The sequence below is a fragment of the Bradyrhizobium huanghuaihaiense genome (genome assembly GCF_025200885.1).
Taxonomy (GTDB): Bacteria; Pseudomonadota; Alphaproteobacteria; order Rhizobiales; family Xanthobacteraceae; genus Bradyrhizobium; species Bradyrhizobium huanghuaihaiense.
On record NZ_CP104172.1, the window covers coordinates 2154966 to 2169447 of the forward strand.

18 protein-coding genes are annotated in these 14482 nt (G+C 64.0%); 11 read left to right on the forward strand and 7 right to left on the reverse strand.

All coding sequences use genetic code 11. The features are described from left to right. Positions 1-96: 96 nt before the first annotated feature. Genes N2603_RS10180 through N2603_RS10190 form a run of 3 tightly spaced genes read right to left on the reverse strand, consistent with a single transcriptional unit; the run spans position 97 to position 2530 of the window. The gene (locus N2603_RS10180; protein WP_260388623.1) at positions 97-768 is read right to left on the reverse strand and encodes a response regulator transcription factor; all 672 of its coding nucleotides are present in this window, start codon (positions 766-768) and stop codon (positions 97-99) included. Beyond that, complete coding sequence (locus tag N2603_RS10185) at positions 765-2279, reverse strand: two-component system sensor histidine kinase NtrB (protein WP_260388624.1); 1515 nt, start codon at positions 2277-2279, stop codon at positions 765-767. The genes N2603_RS10180 and N2603_RS10185 overlap by 4 nt, the downstream gene beginning before the upstream one ends. 29 nt (positions 2280-2308) lie before the next feature. Further along, positions 2309-2530: a hypothetical protein gene (locus tag N2603_RS10190; protein ID WP_260388625.1), complete on the reverse strand. Its 222-nt coding sequence runs from the start codon at positions 2528-2530 to the stop codon at positions 2309-2311. Positions 2531-2751: 221 nt separating this feature from the next. On the opposite strand from N2603_RS10190, the gene N2603_RS10195 reads away from it, so the two are divergent. From N2603_RS10195 to N2603_RS10215, 5 genes are all read left to right on the forward strand, one after another. Continuing rightward, positions 2752-3600 carry a helix-turn-helix domain-containing protein gene (locus N2603_RS10195; RefSeq protein ID WP_260388626.1) on the forward strand — a complete coding sequence of 283 codons (849 nt, stop codon included), beginning with the start codon at positions 2752-2754 and terminating at the stop codon, positions 3598-3600. Then, on the forward strand, positions 3597-3926 hold the full coding sequence (locus N2603_RS10200) for a hypothetical protein (RefSeq protein WP_260388627.1): 330 nt from the start codon (positions 3597-3599) through the stop codon (positions 3924-3926). Before N2603_RS10195 ends, N2603_RS10200 begins: the two co-directional genes overlap by 4 nt. Positions 3927-4052: 126 nt before the next feature. Beyond that, a complete protein-coding gene (locus N2603_RS10205; RefSeq protein WP_080648017.1) occupies positions 4053-4214 on the forward strand; it encodes a DUF2934 domain-containing protein in 162 nt (53 codons plus the stop codon). Next, entirely contained in the window at positions 4211-4396 is a 186-nt protein-coding gene (locus N2603_RS10210) for a hypothetical protein (RefSeq protein ID WP_018641366.1), read from the forward strand. The genes N2603_RS10205 and N2603_RS10210 overlap by 4 nt, the downstream gene beginning before the upstream one ends. Before the next feature lie 163 nt (positions 4397-4559). After that, on the forward strand, positions 4560-4838 hold the full coding sequence (locus N2603_RS10215; RefSeq protein WP_260388628.1) for a DUF2934 domain-containing protein: 279 nt from the start codon (positions 4560-4562) through the stop codon (positions 4836-4838). 465 nt (positions 4839-5303) lie between these two features. Here the strand turns inward: N2603_RS10215 and N2603_RS10220 are convergent, their stop codons facing one another. Next, a complete protein-coding gene (locus N2603_RS10220) occupies positions 5304-6182 on the reverse strand; it encodes a LysR family transcriptional regulator (RefSeq protein ID WP_260388629.1) in 879 nt (292 codons plus the stop codon). 94 nt (positions 6183-6276) lie between these two features. Here N2603_RS10220 and N2603_RS10225 point away from each other — a divergent pair, with 94 nt between their 5' ends. The 5 genes from N2603_RS10225 to N2603_RS10245 all read left to right on the forward strand — a co-directional run bounded on the left by N2603_RS10225 (position 6277) and on the right by N2603_RS10245 (position 10392). Beyond that, on the forward strand, positions 6277-7137 hold the full coding sequence (locus N2603_RS10225) for a pirin family protein (protein ID WP_260388630.1): 861 nt from the start codon (positions 6277-6279) through the stop codon (positions 7135-7137). Between the two features lie 76 nt (positions 7138-7213). Further along, the gene (locus N2603_RS10230) at positions 7214-7618 is read left to right on the forward strand and encodes a DoxX family protein (RefSeq protein WP_260388631.1); all 405 of its coding nucleotides are present in this window, start codon (positions 7214-7216) and stop codon (positions 7616-7618) included. Positions 7619-7655: 37 nt separating this feature from the next. Then, positions 7656-8516, forward strand: a complete 861-nt coding sequence (locus N2603_RS10235) for an SDR family NAD(P)-dependent oxidoreductase (protein WP_260388632.1) — start codon at positions 7656-7658, stop codon at positions 8514-8516. 66 nt (positions 8517-8582) lie between these two features. Continuing rightward, a complete protein-coding gene (locus N2603_RS10240; protein ID WP_260424176.1) occupies positions 8583-9041 on the forward strand; it encodes a nuclear transport factor 2 family protein in 459 nt (152 codons plus the stop codon). A gap of 1138 nt (positions 9042-10179) precedes the next feature. After that, a complete protein-coding gene (locus N2603_RS10245; RefSeq protein WP_260388633.1) occupies positions 10180-10392 on the forward strand; it encodes a hypothetical protein in 213 nt (70 codons plus the stop codon). A 128-nt stretch (positions 10393-10520) separates the two neighbouring features. On the opposite strand, the gene N2603_RS10250 is transcribed toward N2603_RS10245, so the two are convergent. After that, positions 10521-10754 (reverse strand): hypothetical protein, encoded by a 234-nt coding sequence (locus tag N2603_RS10250; protein ID WP_145831483.1) that lies wholly within the window; start codon positions 10752-10754, stop codon positions 10521-10523. Positions 10755-10899: 145 nt separating this feature from the next. Here N2603_RS10250 and N2603_RS10255 point away from each other — a divergent pair, with 145 nt between their 5' ends. After that, positions 10900-12192, forward strand: a complete 1293-nt coding sequence (locus tag N2603_RS10255; RefSeq protein WP_260388634.1) for a c-type cytochrome — start codon at positions 10900-10902, stop codon at positions 12190-12192. Between the two features lie 14 nt (positions 12193-12206). Here the strand turns inward: N2603_RS10255 and N2603_RS10260 are convergent, their stop codons facing one another. Both N2603_RS10260 and N2603_RS10265 read right to left on the reverse strand, forming a co-directional pair. Beyond that, positions 12207-12500 (reverse strand): hypothetical protein, encoded by a 294-nt coding sequence (locus tag N2603_RS10260; RefSeq protein WP_260388635.1) that lies wholly within the window; start codon positions 12498-12500, stop codon positions 12207-12209. A 4-nt stretch (positions 12501-12504) separates the two neighbouring features. After that, on the reverse strand, positions 12505-14475 hold the full coding sequence (locus tag N2603_RS10265; RefSeq protein ID WP_260388636.1) for a 4Fe-4S binding protein: 1971 nt from the start codon (positions 14473-14475) through the stop codon (positions 12505-12507). Between the last annotated feature and the right edge of the window lie 7 nt (positions 14476-14482).

A 14482-nucleotide genomic window follows, 5' to 3' on the forward strand; every position in this document is an offset into this window, starting at 1 on the left:
TCCTGACCGCGGTGTTCCGCAAGGCAAGGAGGATATCTCCCGTTGCGCGGCCGATGACGCCTTATGCACCCTGGGGTGGGCCCGCCGGAATTATACTCAGGTTTGGTCCGTAGACCTGCGGGTTTGGGAAACCCCGAGCGCCTCGGCCTTGCGAACGAGGTCGGCCAGTGACCTAACCCCCATCTTTCGCATGACGTTCCCGCGGTGGATCTTGACCGTGATCTCGCTGAGGCCGATCAGGGCGGCGACCTGCTTGTTCATCAGGCCGGCGGTGACATGGCCCATCACCTCGCGCTCGCGCGCCGTCAGGGTCTCGTATTGGGCCCGGATGTCGTCCTTGGTCGCGGCTTCGGCGCGGTGCAGCGCATCGCGCTCGAGCGCCGCCGTCACGGCGTCGAGCATGTCCTGGTCGCGGAACGGCTTGGAGAGGAAGTCCACGGCGCCGGCCTTCATGGCACGCACCGACATCGGAATGTCGCCATGGCCGGTCATGAAGATGATCGGATAGCTGATGCCCTGCCGGACGAGCTGGCCCTGCAGATCGAGCCCGCTCACGCCCGGAAGACGGACGTCCAGCACGATGCAGCCGGGGCGGTCGGGCAGCGAGCTGCCGAGCAGTTCGGCGGGCGAGCCGAACAGCCGCGTCTCGAGGCCGACGGATCGGAACAGGCTGTCGAGTGAGGCGCGGATGCCCGCATCGTCATCGACGATGATGACGATCGCGCTGGAGGGAGGCGCCGGCGGTTGGGCCTGGTTTTGTCGTGTCATGGCAGGGCGTGTTCTTGGCTAAATGGCAGTGTCAGGTGGAATGTCGCGCCCGAACCCGGGGTGCTCGCCACCGACAATCGGCCGCCGTGAGCTTCCACCGTCGTTCGGCAGATCGCAAGTCCCATGCCCATCCCGCCGTCCTTCGTCGTGAAGAACGGATCGAACAGGCGCGGCAGGTCGTCAGGGTGGATACCCGGGCCGCTGTCCTGCACCGTGATCGCGAGGGTCTCGCTGTTCGCGGTGCTGACGCGCAGCGTGATGGTGCGGGAACCAGGGCGGCCCGACATGGCCTGGCCGGCGTTGATCAGGAGATTGACCAGGACCTGTTGCAGCTGGATCCGGTCGCCGCGAACCGACGGCAGGTCAGGCTCCGTCTCGACGATGAGGGCGACGTCGTCCTTGGCGACCTCGCGCGCGACCAGCGCCGTCGCCTCGTCGATGATCTCGCCGACGTGGAGCATGTCCTTTTGGGGCGAAGCCTTCTTCAGGAAGGTCCGGATGCGGGTCACGACCTCGCTGGCACGGCGGCCTTGAGCCACGACATGGCCGATCGTGGTCGCAACCTCCTTGAGATCGGGGACGTCGCGCCGCAGCCAGCGCAAGCCGGCCTCGCCGCTGGTGACGATCGCCGCCAGCGGCTGGTTCACCTCGTGCGCAATGGAGGCGCTGAGCTCGCCGAGGGTGGCAACGCGGGCCGCATGGGCGAGCTCGACCTGCGCCGCGAGCAGCGCGTCTTGCGCCTGCTTGCGCTCGGTGATGTCGACGACGAAGACGAGCACGTCATGATCTTCGCCGGATCGGGGCGAGAAGGTGATCGTGAACAGCACGGGGACCTTGCGTCCGTCGAGCCGCACGAGCTCGGTCTCGCCTTCGTGAAACCGCTCTCCTTGCGCGAATGCGACCAGGGCGTCGAGGAAGCTGCGATCGTTCTCGCCCAGCAGCTTGTCCACGTTCTCGATGAAGGCCGCAGAGCTGCTGGCGCCCGCCATCTTCTGCAGGGCCGGATTGACGTCGACGATCCTGGCGAGCCCGCGGGCATGCCGGATGAAATCGGGATGTCGTGCCAGATAATCGCGCAGGTCCGCCCCGCGGCTCGGTAGCGAATCCAGCGCGGCCCGGAGTCCGCTCCAGTCTTCCTCGACGACGCCGATCCGGGTTGCGTCGAACATCCGGCGGTATCGCTGCTCGCTCTGCACCAGCGCGCTGTGCGCCGCGTGATTCTGCAGCACCAGCAGGGTCGTGATCCCGATGGCCGCGAGGCTCACCAGCGCGCGAAGGGCAGGCGAGGCGATCGTCTGCAGACCGTGCGACGTCAGATAGGCGCTTATGGTCAGGACGATGCAGCCGGCTGCGGCAATGATGATGTCGTTGCGCCGGTTCGTCCTCGCCGCGAGCAGGATCGCGACGACATAGAGCACCGCGACCGCGCCCTCGAGCGGCGTCAGCACGTCGACCATGAAGACCGCGAAGGCGAGGACGGCGGACCAGAACCGCAAGCCGGCGCGGCTCATGGATGAACCCGTAGGCCGATCAAGGTTCGTCATCGTCGCAGGCGGTGTTTCTTCTCATCGCAGCCGCGTTGATGCCGCGATTTGATCGCGTCCACAATATCCAGCCCGGTGATTTTCGTGCTCTCTTGGAAGACCTCGTGTGAAGTTGAATCCGGCGTGAGTTCCGACAAGGGATTCTCGGGCAGAACAAGGCTGATCGGCGATCCCGCCGAACGCGGGCGCGTCAAACTATCGCAGGCGCGCCGCACCATCGGACTCGCACGTCCGTGGATGCGGACGAGGAGTTCCGCTCGCGCCATCGTCCCGTGGCCGCGCTGCGATCATACCTAGGTATGACGCGGTTAACCCGAGACCTTATCCATGCACCCGCGCGTAGAATGGAGCGCGCGGATCGCCGAACTACTCTGCTCCCATCGCATCCGGATCGCCTGCCAGGCATTGCCGCTGCGAACTGGGACAAGGAGTTTCGACGATGTCGCTGATGATGTCATACCCGCAAGCCGCCAAGGATCATGTCGCCGCCGCACTCGACGTCTCGTCGATCGACGGCCCGCTGCGGCCATCGAAACGTTCGCCGCGCTCCGGCGAGGAGGCGATGACGCTCTCCCTCGTGCATCTGGATGTCGCGCTGGCCATCGAGGCGCCAGCGGCGGAGGTGCGAGGATCGGCCGACGGGGGGCCGAGCTTCAGGGTCTCCGCGAAACGTCTTGCACGCGCGTCCGCCGACTCCGACCGCGAGGCAGGTGCCGAGGAGGTCACGGACCCCGTGATGCGGCGCCTCTCGGATGCACTCGCGGCCACCAAGGCCATGCACCATCCCCATTCCGCCATCCTGGTCGACGCGTTGCGTCTGGCCATGCTGACCTGCAAGGCCAGCCGGCGGACGGTGGTCAGTGGCCAGTCCGAGCCGGCCGAGGACGACCGCGAAGGCCAGGCCTGCCGCACGGTGCGGTCGCTGCAGAAATGGCGTCTCAAGCGCGTCATGCAGTACATCGACGACAATCTGGACGCGAAGGTCACCTTGCAGCATCTGGCCGCCGTAGCCGGCCTGAGCCGGATGCATTTCGCCGCGCAGTTCCGGGCGGCCGTCGGCATGCGGCCGCACGATTATTTGCTGAAGCGGCGGATCGAGCGAGCCCAGGAATTGCTGCAGCGGGCCGACGCCTCGCTCGTCGACATCGCCTTGACCGTCGGGTTCCAGACGCAGGCTCATTTCACGACGGTGTTCAAGCGCTTCGCCGGCGATACGCCATATCAGTGGAGGAGCGCCCATCTCGCGCAATTCCTGCCGATGCCGCGCATCGAGGCGAGGCCGTCATGAGCAGCCTCGGCATTCAAGCCCTGTTGCTTTCACTGCTCGGCATTCACTCGGCCCTGACGCACCACGAGATCATGGGACTATTGGCGATCGCCCGCGGTCTCGGCGCCTCCTATCGTTTCGCATCCTCGGAGCCCGGAGCAGGCGTCTTCTACGGTCGCGTCACTCTCAGCTTCTGCAGGTTCGCCGCCGGCGGCATCGCGCGTTATGCATCGATGCAGTCGTTGATCGGGCTGCCCGGGCTCGGATGCGTCGCGCTCGCCAGGGGGACGGGTTGCGCGGGACAGCGCGTCGGCCCCGGGGCGTGCCGCGTCGGTACGATCGACTAGGAACTCTTGCGAACCGTCAATGCTTGACTCCGCGGGCCAGATTCGCTGCCGAGCGCTGGCCTGCACGGCCTGCCTCCAAGCCCCCCCATACCCAAGGGCGGGCCGTGCTCACAGGAGGAGATGCAATTGTCCGAGCCGACCGAGCAAGAGATCAGAGAACGCGCGCACCGCCTGTGGGAGCAGGCCGGTAAGCCCGAAGGCCGCGAGGAGGAGTTTTGGCGCGCGGCCCAGCAGGAGCTGCGCAACGAGGACAAGTCCAACACGCAGCGGACGCCGGATACGCTGTGACCGGCAAGACCTGCCCATTCTGCCAGGGTCTGGGATGGGTCTGCGAAAACCATCCGCTCCGGGTCTGGAGCGAAAAGCTCGGCGGCTGCCGCTGCGGCGAGGGCATGCCTTGCACCTGCAACACGACCGAAGATCCCGAAACAAGGGTGGTGATCGTCGAAGCCGACACGACGTGGCACTAGGCGGCGCCCGCCGCTTCCATGCTGCTCCATTGCCGAGGCTTGAGTTTCGCTTCGCCCCATCCGTCCTGCGAACTGCATCTCAAGGAACAGAACTCGGCGGAAAAGATTTGGTGTTTGAACAGCACGGGTTCTGAAACAACCGGTTCCTACGGCAGTGTTCGCAGTGGACGAGCAGCAGAAGATCGAGCGCCAGATCGAATTCGCAACGCGAGCGGCCGCGCTCGTCAAGGACGAGACCACGGGACAGCGCTTCAGAAGCTTCGCGGAGGAGCTGAAGCGAAAGCTTTTTCGCATGATGCGGCGCGGCGAGGTACGCGCGCGTGCGTACGAGCTCTGGGAGCAGGCCGGCCGACCGACCGATCGTGACCTGGACTTCTGGCTCGAAGCGGAGCGGGAGATCGAGGCGGAACGCGAGGAGAGGAAGGGCTCGGGCGCTTCATAGGCAATCGGGTGCCGGCGCAGGCGGTACCTCCGTCCGCCGCAAGCAGCGTCGCTGCGGTCGCCCGCTTGCTCGCGAGAAAGAAAAAGCCGCCGGGTTCTTCACCTGGCGGCTTTCGAAAAGTCCTTAAGCTGTTGATCGCCTCCGCAGCCTCGTGCGTACCGCCGTTACCTTGTTTGCGGCCATGCTCGGTCAGTGTAGGCGGGGTAGCCGATTCTGCTGTGACTTGAATCACACGATGGGAATGATGGTGGGGTGGAAGGTGCCGCGCGTTCGCGAGATCGACCTTGTTAGCCGCCGCGATCCCTGTGGCGGCGCAGTCCTTGGCGCGTATCCTTCGAACACGCCGTACGAACGGTGTTCGGCAAGGAGGATGGGTTTCGCTTTGCTCTACCCATCCTACGAGCTGAGGCCCGGCTGATATCTCAATCTGAGATCAGTCACGCTTCAAAACGGGGATCCCAAAACTCAAACCTGACCTGCCAATCGATCGATCAGCCATTGAGTTGCGGGACCCGGCGGCGTTTGCACGCGCCAAATTGCCTGTAACGGATACAGCGCATCCTTCGAGCCCGGTATGTCCAGTTCGATCAGCCGCCCTGCCTCCAGATCGCCGCGGACCATGAATTCAGGCATCAGGCCCCAGCCGACGGTGGCCAGCAACAACGCATGCTTCACGCCGAGATCCGCCAGCCGCCACGTCTTCTTGCTGAAGACACCGAAATCCTGGCCTCGCGTGAGTGGCGAGCGATCGCTCAGAACGAGCTGGATATGGTCTCGCAGATCACCTGGCGAATGCCGCCGCGCGCGTGCCAGCGGATGCGAAGGCGACCCCACCGGGATCAGCCTGACATGGCCGATCAGCTGTCTCTCCATGTCATCCGGAAGCGGATGCATCGCGCAGTTGATCCCCAATCGCGCGGTACCGTCAGCTACGAGCTGGGTCACCGCGCCAAGCGCCTCTGCGTGCAATCGCAACTGAACCGTCGGATATCCTTGCAAAGCGTCGACGAGGCGGGCCGTCGGGAGCATCACGTCGGTAACCAGCGAGACTTCGGCTTCCTCGCCCTCGCGCAGGCTCGCAGCCTTCGCGCGCATCTTCTCGACGCCTTGAAGGACTGAGCGTGCGTGGGCGAGCAGCGCGCGCCCTGCCTCGGTCAATTCAGGCTTCTTGGTTCCAGAGCGGTCGAAGACAGTGACACCGAGCTGCTCCTCGAGATTGTCGACCCCGTAAGCGATCGCGGAGGTGGCGCGGCTCAGCCGCCTGCCGGCCGCTGCGAAGCTGCCGCACTCGACCACTGTGGCCAGGATCTGCAGCTGATCGACCGTGGGGGTGCCAACTCTCATTTCTATTATCCTGAATAGCCTATTCTATATTATCCGTATTTTCTGAAATGTGGAAGGCGGGTATCGCTCGGTTGCTGTTCAAACGAGACTGCCCATGAATACCCTCACGCGCGCCCGCGAGCGCAAAATCGCGACACTCCATGCCGCCTTCCATGCCATCGAGGGGGATGGCCTCGAGGTTCGCCGCGCGATCCCGTCGTCTGCCTTTGAAGCCATCGGGCCGTTCATCTTCCTTGATCATTTTGGTCCGATCGAGGTGCGACCGGGCGAAGCCAAAGGCGCGTCGGCCCACCCTCACGCCGGTATCGAGACGCTGAGCCTGCTGCTCGAAGGCCGGACGGTTCACAAGGACAGCCTCGGCAACACCAGCACAATGGGGCCGGGCGAGGTGCAATGGATGCGCGCCGGACGCGGCGTCATCCACGATGAATCGCCGGCCGAGATCCTGCGTCGCGAAGGTGGCCATCTGCACGGGGTGCAGTTGTGGATCAACATGCCGAAAGGCGCCAAGCATGCCGAGCCTGCCTATAGGCACGTGAGGGCGCAAGAAATTCCGCTACTCCCGCACACGGGGACAGTTCGCCTGGTTGCAGGGCAGATCGGCGATGTCGCCGGTCCCGTCCGGACCTCCGGCGATCCCTTCCTCGTCCACGCCAGCTTGAACGCCGGCGGTACGCTGCACATGGATGTGTCGCATCCTCGTGAGCTTGCCCTCTATGTCATGACCGGCGGGGTTGCAATCGATGGGCAGGCCATGGAGGCCGGGCAGCTTGCCCGCCTTACATCGGGCGACACGCTTCAGGTCGCAGTGGAGGACAATAGCGAGTTGCTGGTGGTCGGCGGCGATCCGCTCGACGCTCCCGTCGTACGCCACGGTCCTTTCGTCATGAACACCATTGCCGAGCTTGAACGGGCGGTCCGTGACTATCACGCGGGCCGGATGGGAGAGATCTGACGTGCCCCATCGCGCCCACCTTCATCGTCGGAAATCCTCATCAATCCCCGTGTCTCAAAACAGAGAGAATTCTTCGATGTCCACGCCTGCCTACCTTCCTGCGCTGGGTCGCCTGTTGATCGCGTTGATCTTCGTCATGTCTGGCCTGTCAAAGATTGCCGCGCCAGCCAACACGATGGCGTACATCCAGTCGGCCGGCGCGCCATTTGCTCCAGCCGCTTTCGCGATCGCGGTGCTCGTGGAGTTGGGAGGTGGGCTTGCGCTGCTGCTTGGTTTTCAAACCCGCCTTGCGGCCACCATGTTGGCAATCTTCACACTGGCGGCCGCTGTGCTGTTCCACAACAACATGGCCGATCAAAACCAGATGATCCATTTCCTGAAGAACATCGCGATCACGGGCGGGCTTCTACAAGTGGTCGCCTTCGGCGCTGGTGCGTTCAGCCTGGACAATCGCCGCAAGTCCGTCCCCGTCCCGGCGTGAGCCCATTCGTCCGTCGTTTCTGTGAGGAGAATGTCTCATGTCTCGTTCAGCTATCCAAAGCAGAGGTTCGGCTGCGGTGACCGGAGCCGGCAGTGGCCTGGGTCGCGACATCGCACTGGGTCTTGCGGCGAAGAACTACCGCGTGTTTGGAACGGCCCTTTCCGCGGACGAGGTCGCCGATCTCAAGCAGGCTTCGAACGGTACCGTCAGCCTAACAGTCTGCGACATGACGGACGAAGCCGCCGTCAACGGCTGGGCTCGCGAAGTCGAGAGCCGGACAGAAGGGCTCGATCTTCTGATCAACAATGCCGGGATCCTGACGCCAGGGCCTCTGGAGGTGCTGTCGCTAGGCGCTATCCATCGCGAATTTGAGGTGAACGTCTACGGAGCCCTGTCGGTCATCAATGCGCTTCTGCCGGCCTTACGGAAGGCGCGCGGCCGCATCGTTCAGGTCAGCACGTGGACGGCGAGCTTGCCGCTGCCTTTCAACGGACCGTCCGGCGCATCGAAAGCGGCCATGGAGGCGTTTGCGGCCGTGTACCGCGCAGAACTCAAGCCGTTTGGTATCGATGTGGTGGTCGCAGCAGCCGGCAACATGAAAACGGGCGGGCCGGCCAAGACCACCGCCGCGCTCAAGCGCATCGCTGACGGCATGACTCCCGAACATAAACGATTGTACGGGCCGACCTTCGGTATGTTTGCGGACAAACTGAATAGCATGCAGGAGAGCGGGCTGGAGTCAGTTGCGGCGGCCAGGCGCGTCATTGAGATCGCCGAACAAGTTCCTGCGCCGAGCAAGGCGGGCGTGGGGCCGGATGCCGAAGACATACTGCGCTTCGTCCGCGAACACTCGGACGCTGAACAGGACGCCCGTCGTCTTCAAATCGTCGGCCTTTAGCAAATTGATCCGCTCGCCAGAGCGATATCGCAGCCATCCCGAAACATGAAAGAGAGGAGCTTGGCCGTGCTCGTTCTTATCGATCCCAAAGATGCCCGCGCCATCAGGAACAAGGACAACATTCTCGGAATGTATGATCTGATGATCAATCAGGGAAAACCGGAGGAAGCGGCAGCAAGGTTCATGGCACCAGCCTACGTCCAGCACAATCCGCTCATTCCGGATGGCGCAGACTCACTCGGAAAGTTCTTCGGTCAAGTTATCAATGGGCGCACCCGAGCGCGGGTCGATGTCCACAAGATCATCGCTGTAGGCGATTACGTCTGGTCGCACGTCAATTTCCGCAATTTGTTCAATGACGATCCGCAAGACACCGGCATCGCCGGGGTCGATATCTTCAAGATGGACTCCGACGGAAAGGCTATCGAGCATTGGGATGCGTTGCAGGTCGTGGGCACTCCAGAAAGCGCAGCCAATTGGTATGCCCCGAATGTACCTGCTGCAAACCCGAACGGGATGTTCTGAAGCGACTAACCCGTCATGCGCAGACGAACTCGTACGTCTTCGCGGCCTAAAGTCTCAGCCGGCTCAGGCTGCTGCGACCTGCGTCATATGGAAGATGCAGAAGGTGTCGCAGGTTCGTGTGGGGAAAAGCGGTAGCGCTGCCCCGCTACCAATCGCATGTGACCTTGCATGCGAGAAGAAAGCCGCCGGGCTCTTCACGCTGGCGGCTTCGAATAGTCCATAGCTGTCGATCGCTCTACAGTCTCGTGCGTACCGCCGTTACCTTGTTTGCGGCCATGCTCGGTCTTTGTAGGGGGAAATACTCGATCTTGCAGTGACCTGCTTCACACAATGGGAACTGGATCCTCCCGTCGGGCAAAACACCCGATACCCGTCAACCCCTCTCCGCAAAAATATTCCACTTTACCGAAATTCTGATTTGTCGTATTTACCTCTCATCCCGGCTCATCCTTGAGGGGCGATCATGTGGTCGTCATTTTCGCGAGTCGGGCTTGCGGTGGACGCGGCAGCGTCGGCACGAGAGGGTGCGGGCAGGGCGGGTAGTCCCTGTGAGCTCGTTACCGCGTGCGGACGAGCGGCGCTGCTAGGCTTCGTCTCGTCTGTAAGTTTTCGGCTCCGTCGACAGGGCTGGAAATACTGCGGCGAAATGGCGGGCCGTGCGTACGGCAAAACCGTGTGGTCCTGGCCGTCGTTGCTACGGTCAAGCCTCTTGCGAAGATGCGCGCGAACCCAACCGGGCAGACGGCATCCTCAATTCGCAGGGCGAGGGAGGCCAGAAGGAATTCGGCTCCCGGGAGAGCACGGCATAAGCCGTCCGACCATCGCGCAGGGAAGGCCGAGTGATTGGCACCACCTGTATGCTGCTGTGCGGTCTCCTTTGCGCTACCTTTCGCGCAGCGGACCGCGGGTGCGAGGTCAGCACCCTGTCTTCCCTGCGCCCTCTTGGCTTCGAGGGTGGAGCGATCAAGCAAGACTCGGGTGACATCAGCCGCGAGAATGCAGAGCTGCGTCTCGCGAGCGCGGCGCAGGCCGCACCAGCGACGATCAAGAGAACGAGAGATGTGAGGGATCTCACACGGGGAACTCGAGTCCTGCACTAGTCAGGGCTTTGACTCTTTTCGAACCAACGGAGGTTCGCATGAAGCTCCTGATGATCTCTGCCCTGGCCGCGCTGACAGCTGTCGTGGCCGCGTCGAATATGCCGCGATTGCATCCGTTACCGGTGAATAGCACAACGGCGGCAGGGATGCCTTCGGTGCAAGAGATGCAAAGGCAGGCGCAACAGGGCGGGCTTCCGGTTCAAGAGTTCGCAGATCGATCTCTTGTGTTTCCAGGGGGAACGCAGCCGTAGAGACAATCCTGCTGTCGCGCCTCATTCAATCATCGAGCTGGACGTTCTGGGCGGCTCGCATGTCTTCGAACAGTTCGCCATGCGACTGGTCGGGTCGCGCGTGCCCCGCAATTGATGCACGCTCGGTCTCAAGGACTGAGGAAAATCGGGTTGATCCCGTTGGGATTGCCGGGCAGCCCCAGGGATGTAAGCTGGTAGACGTCGGCTTGAAGGATAATCAGGAACAGCGCCAACACGACGACGATGTAGATGAGCAGTGGCGATGCGCCCTGCGTGTCGGGATCGCGATTTCGCGGCGGCAGCGCGAGAGAGTGCCACAACCGCGAGATGAATTGCAGATAGGCTCTCGGGTGCAGTTGCATGTTCGGCCTCGGTCTCTGAGGCGCCGTTGGCGAGACTGCGACCAGGTTGATCGCCATTCAAGGCGCCGCTTGTCGCACCTGGAACCGGATACGAGCTGCGCTCGTTGAGCTGGATCAAAGGGGGACGTTTTTGCCCAAAAGGCCAATGTCGAGGCGCCTGCGTCTTGCCACCGTCCTTCTGACGGCATCGCTGCTTCTCCCGCTGCGGCCCACGCAGGCGCAATTGGCGGGGCACGGCGGGCCTGTCCGCGCGATCGCCGTTTCGGTCGATGGCAAGACCCTCTTGTCGGGCAGCTTCGACACGGCAGCCATCCGGTGGTCCCTCGCTACCGAGACCGCCGAGCAGGTCCTGCGCTTCCATTCGGGTGCGGTGAACGCGGCAGCCTTCCTCGGAGACGGACGCATGGCGACGGCCGGTGCGGACGGCCAGATTGCGATCTGGAGGCCGGGCCAGCCGCAACCGGACCAGGTTGTCGAAGGTCATACGGGACCCATTGTCGCGCTCGCCGTCTCTTCCGATAGGTCAAAGCTCGCATCGGCCTCATGGGACAACACGGTGCGGATCTCATCGCTCTCTGACGGCGGGACGCGCGTGCTGCATGGCCACTCACAAGGTGTGAACGGCGTGGCCTTTGCTCCCGATGGACAATCGCTGGTGAGCGTTGGCTACGACCTGACGGTGCGGATCTGGCCGCTGCCGGACGGCAGCCCCGAGACCATCGTGATGCCGGCACCGCTGAACGTCGTTGCCATCTCGCCTGATGGCGAAATCATCACCGGCGCGGCAGACGGCAAGCTGCGCATGATGACCGCCGATGGCGGTCAGACCGGCGAGGTCATGGTTGGCGCCAGGCCGATCGTCGCCCTGGCGATCTCGCAAGACGGCGCCTTGCTTGCCACGGGGGCCATAGACGGCACTGTCGCAATTGTCGATCGCAAAGCGAGGAGTGTGATGCGCACGCTCGCCGGGCCTGGCGCGCCGGTCTGGTCCGTCGCGTTCTTACCCGATGGCGCGACGCTGCTGACTGGCGGGAGTGACGGCAAGATCAGGCGCTGGAATGCGCTGACCGGCGCGGCGGTCGGGTCGAACGTGCTGGGCACGCCGGCGGATCCGCTCGCGGCCTATGCCGGCGATCACGGCGCCGAAATCTTCAGGGCCTGCGTGGCCTGCCATACATTGTCGGAAACCGAGGTCCAGCGTGCCGGGCCGACGCTTGCGGGACTGTTCGGCCGGAAGATCGCCTCGCTGCCGGGTTATCGCTTCTCCGACGCGCTCAAGGCCATGGATATCGTCTGGACGCCGGAGACCGTCTCAAAACTGTTCGAGATCGGGCCGAACGCCTACACGCCCGGCACCAAGATGCCGGAGCAGCACATCGGCTCGGCCGCGGATCGCCGCGCGCTCACGGACTTTCTGGCCCGTGCGACGTCGAAATAGCTGGCAACAACGCTCTAATAGGCCGGCCATTGCTCCACCGGAATGTTCGTCAGCTCCGGCTTCTCCTGGAGCATGCGAGCGACGTCGATGCTGGGATGCTCCTTGAGCGCCGTCACGACACACTGGTTGACGTATTTCCGGCGTGACGGCCACTTGATCTTCTTGCCCTTGGCCTCGGCCTTGCAGGCGACGATCGCCTGTTTGAGCGCGACCTTTTCAGCCCTGGTGAGGGCGGCGGCCTCGGCGGCCGTGCCGGCGAGAACCGTGATGGCAAGGCACGTCGAAAAACCCATCATGAAACGAGGCATGCGGTTAGTCCTTGTTCTCGCGTTGGCGCAGATAGTCGTCCGTCGTCCGTGGCGGCGCGCGTTCCGGAACGTCCTGGATCGGATCGAACTGCTGTTCGCTCATGACGATGACGCGACAATCGGCGCACATCCGCAAGGCCTCGGTCCGGCGGTCCCCGGTGGGATACATCCAATGGCGCCCCTCGAGCTTTGTCGCGATCCGATCGATCGTGCTCTTGACGCCGAAGGGCGTGCCGCAGCGAACACACAGGGCCGGCTCTTCCTCCTTGATCACCCGTGCCGGCGCGCGCCTTGCCCGGAAGTCGATCTGCGGGGTGAGCGTGATGACCTTCTCGGGGCAGGTGCTCTGGCACAGGCCGCACTGCACGCAGGCGTCCTCCACGAATTTCAGGACGGGGCGCTCGGGATCGGCGCGAAGCGCGCCGGTCGGGCAGGCCGACACGCAGGACAGGCACAGCGTGCAACCGCCGGCGTCAACGGTGACCGCACCAATCGGTGCGCCCGCGGGCAAGGCGATCACGTCGACAGGCTTGGGCGCAAGGCGATGCAATTCACTGAGGCCAAAGCGAAGCAGATCGCCGCGCTTGCCGACCGTCCGGAAAGTTGCGGGAGTTTCGAGGCCGGCGAGGGGACCAATCCCTGTCAGCTGGTCAGCCAGAATGTCGGGATCGTCGGTTTCGATCGTGGCCACGCGGCGGCCGTCAAATCCGAGCCCGGCAAGAATGGTCTCGGCCATGGCGATCGTCTGCAACAACCCGGTCACGCCGTGTCGCGGCTTGGCGCGCAGGAGGAACCGCACGGCCGCCACGCCATACGCGAACACGCCGATGACGGCCTCCAGGCCGACCTGCGTCAACTCGTTGACGACGAGAGGAAGCACGTTGGCCGGCAATCCGTCGCCATGACGGGCGAGCGCATCGATCAGCGGCGTGCCGTGCCCGCTGTCATGCAGCAGCAGGACCGGATCCGCACCGCCGGCGTCGCGATAGGCAAGCAGCATGGCGCGAAGCATCTGCAACTGGGTGTCGGCGGGCGGCAGCGCGTAGGACGCGGCTCCCGTCGGGCAGGCGGCCGCGCATTGCCCGCAACCTGCGCAGATGTCTGCGTTGACGGCGACATGGTCGCCGTCCGGCGTGATCGCGCCGGTCGGGCATAAATCGAGGCAGCGATGGCATCCGGTCAGCTTCGAGCGCGAATGCGCGCAGAGGCTGGGTGTGAAGTCGACGTATCTCGGCTTGTCGAAACTCCCGACGAGATCGCGAGCGGTCAGCACGGCGCGCAGCACTGCCGCGGGATCGCGCGGATCCGCACGGAGATAGCCGTCCCGCAGGTCGTGCGCAGGGAACAGCGGCGCACCGCCGGAGAGGTCGAGCACGAGATCGCAGCGTGAGCTCGCCCCATTGCGCGGGGCCTCGAACACGAAGCGGTCGCGCGAAGACGGGCGCGGCTGCGCATAATCGTCGATCGTGAGCTCGAATGCGCCAAAATGGCCCCGCGCGTTGCGGATCGTGCCCTTCACGATCGGGAACACCGCCGCGGCAGGCGGCGTCACGCCTGCCGGCTGCTTGACCATGACCGTTACGTTGAGATGATCGGCAAGCAGCCGCCCGGCTTCGATCGCAGCCTCGTCCTGTCCATAGATCAGGATGACGCCGTCACTCGACAATGTGACCAGCGGATAGTCCGGCGCCGGAATCTCGGCCGCAGCAAGCAGCGCCGCCATCTTCGCGCCCGCATTCGCGCCGTCGCGTGACCAGCCCGCCGTCTCGCGGATGTTGACGAAGCTGATCCCGCCGGGGCGTTCGTCGATTTCACCAGTGAACTGCGCAGCCTGCTGCGTACAGGCGACCGTCAGCGGGCCATCCGCCTTTGCCGCGCTGCGGAAATGATCGAGCTCCGCGCCGCAGAGATGACGATAGCTCCTGATCTCGCAGTTGGGGCATCCACGCCGGATCGTGGCCACGTCGAGGCGCATCGTGTCT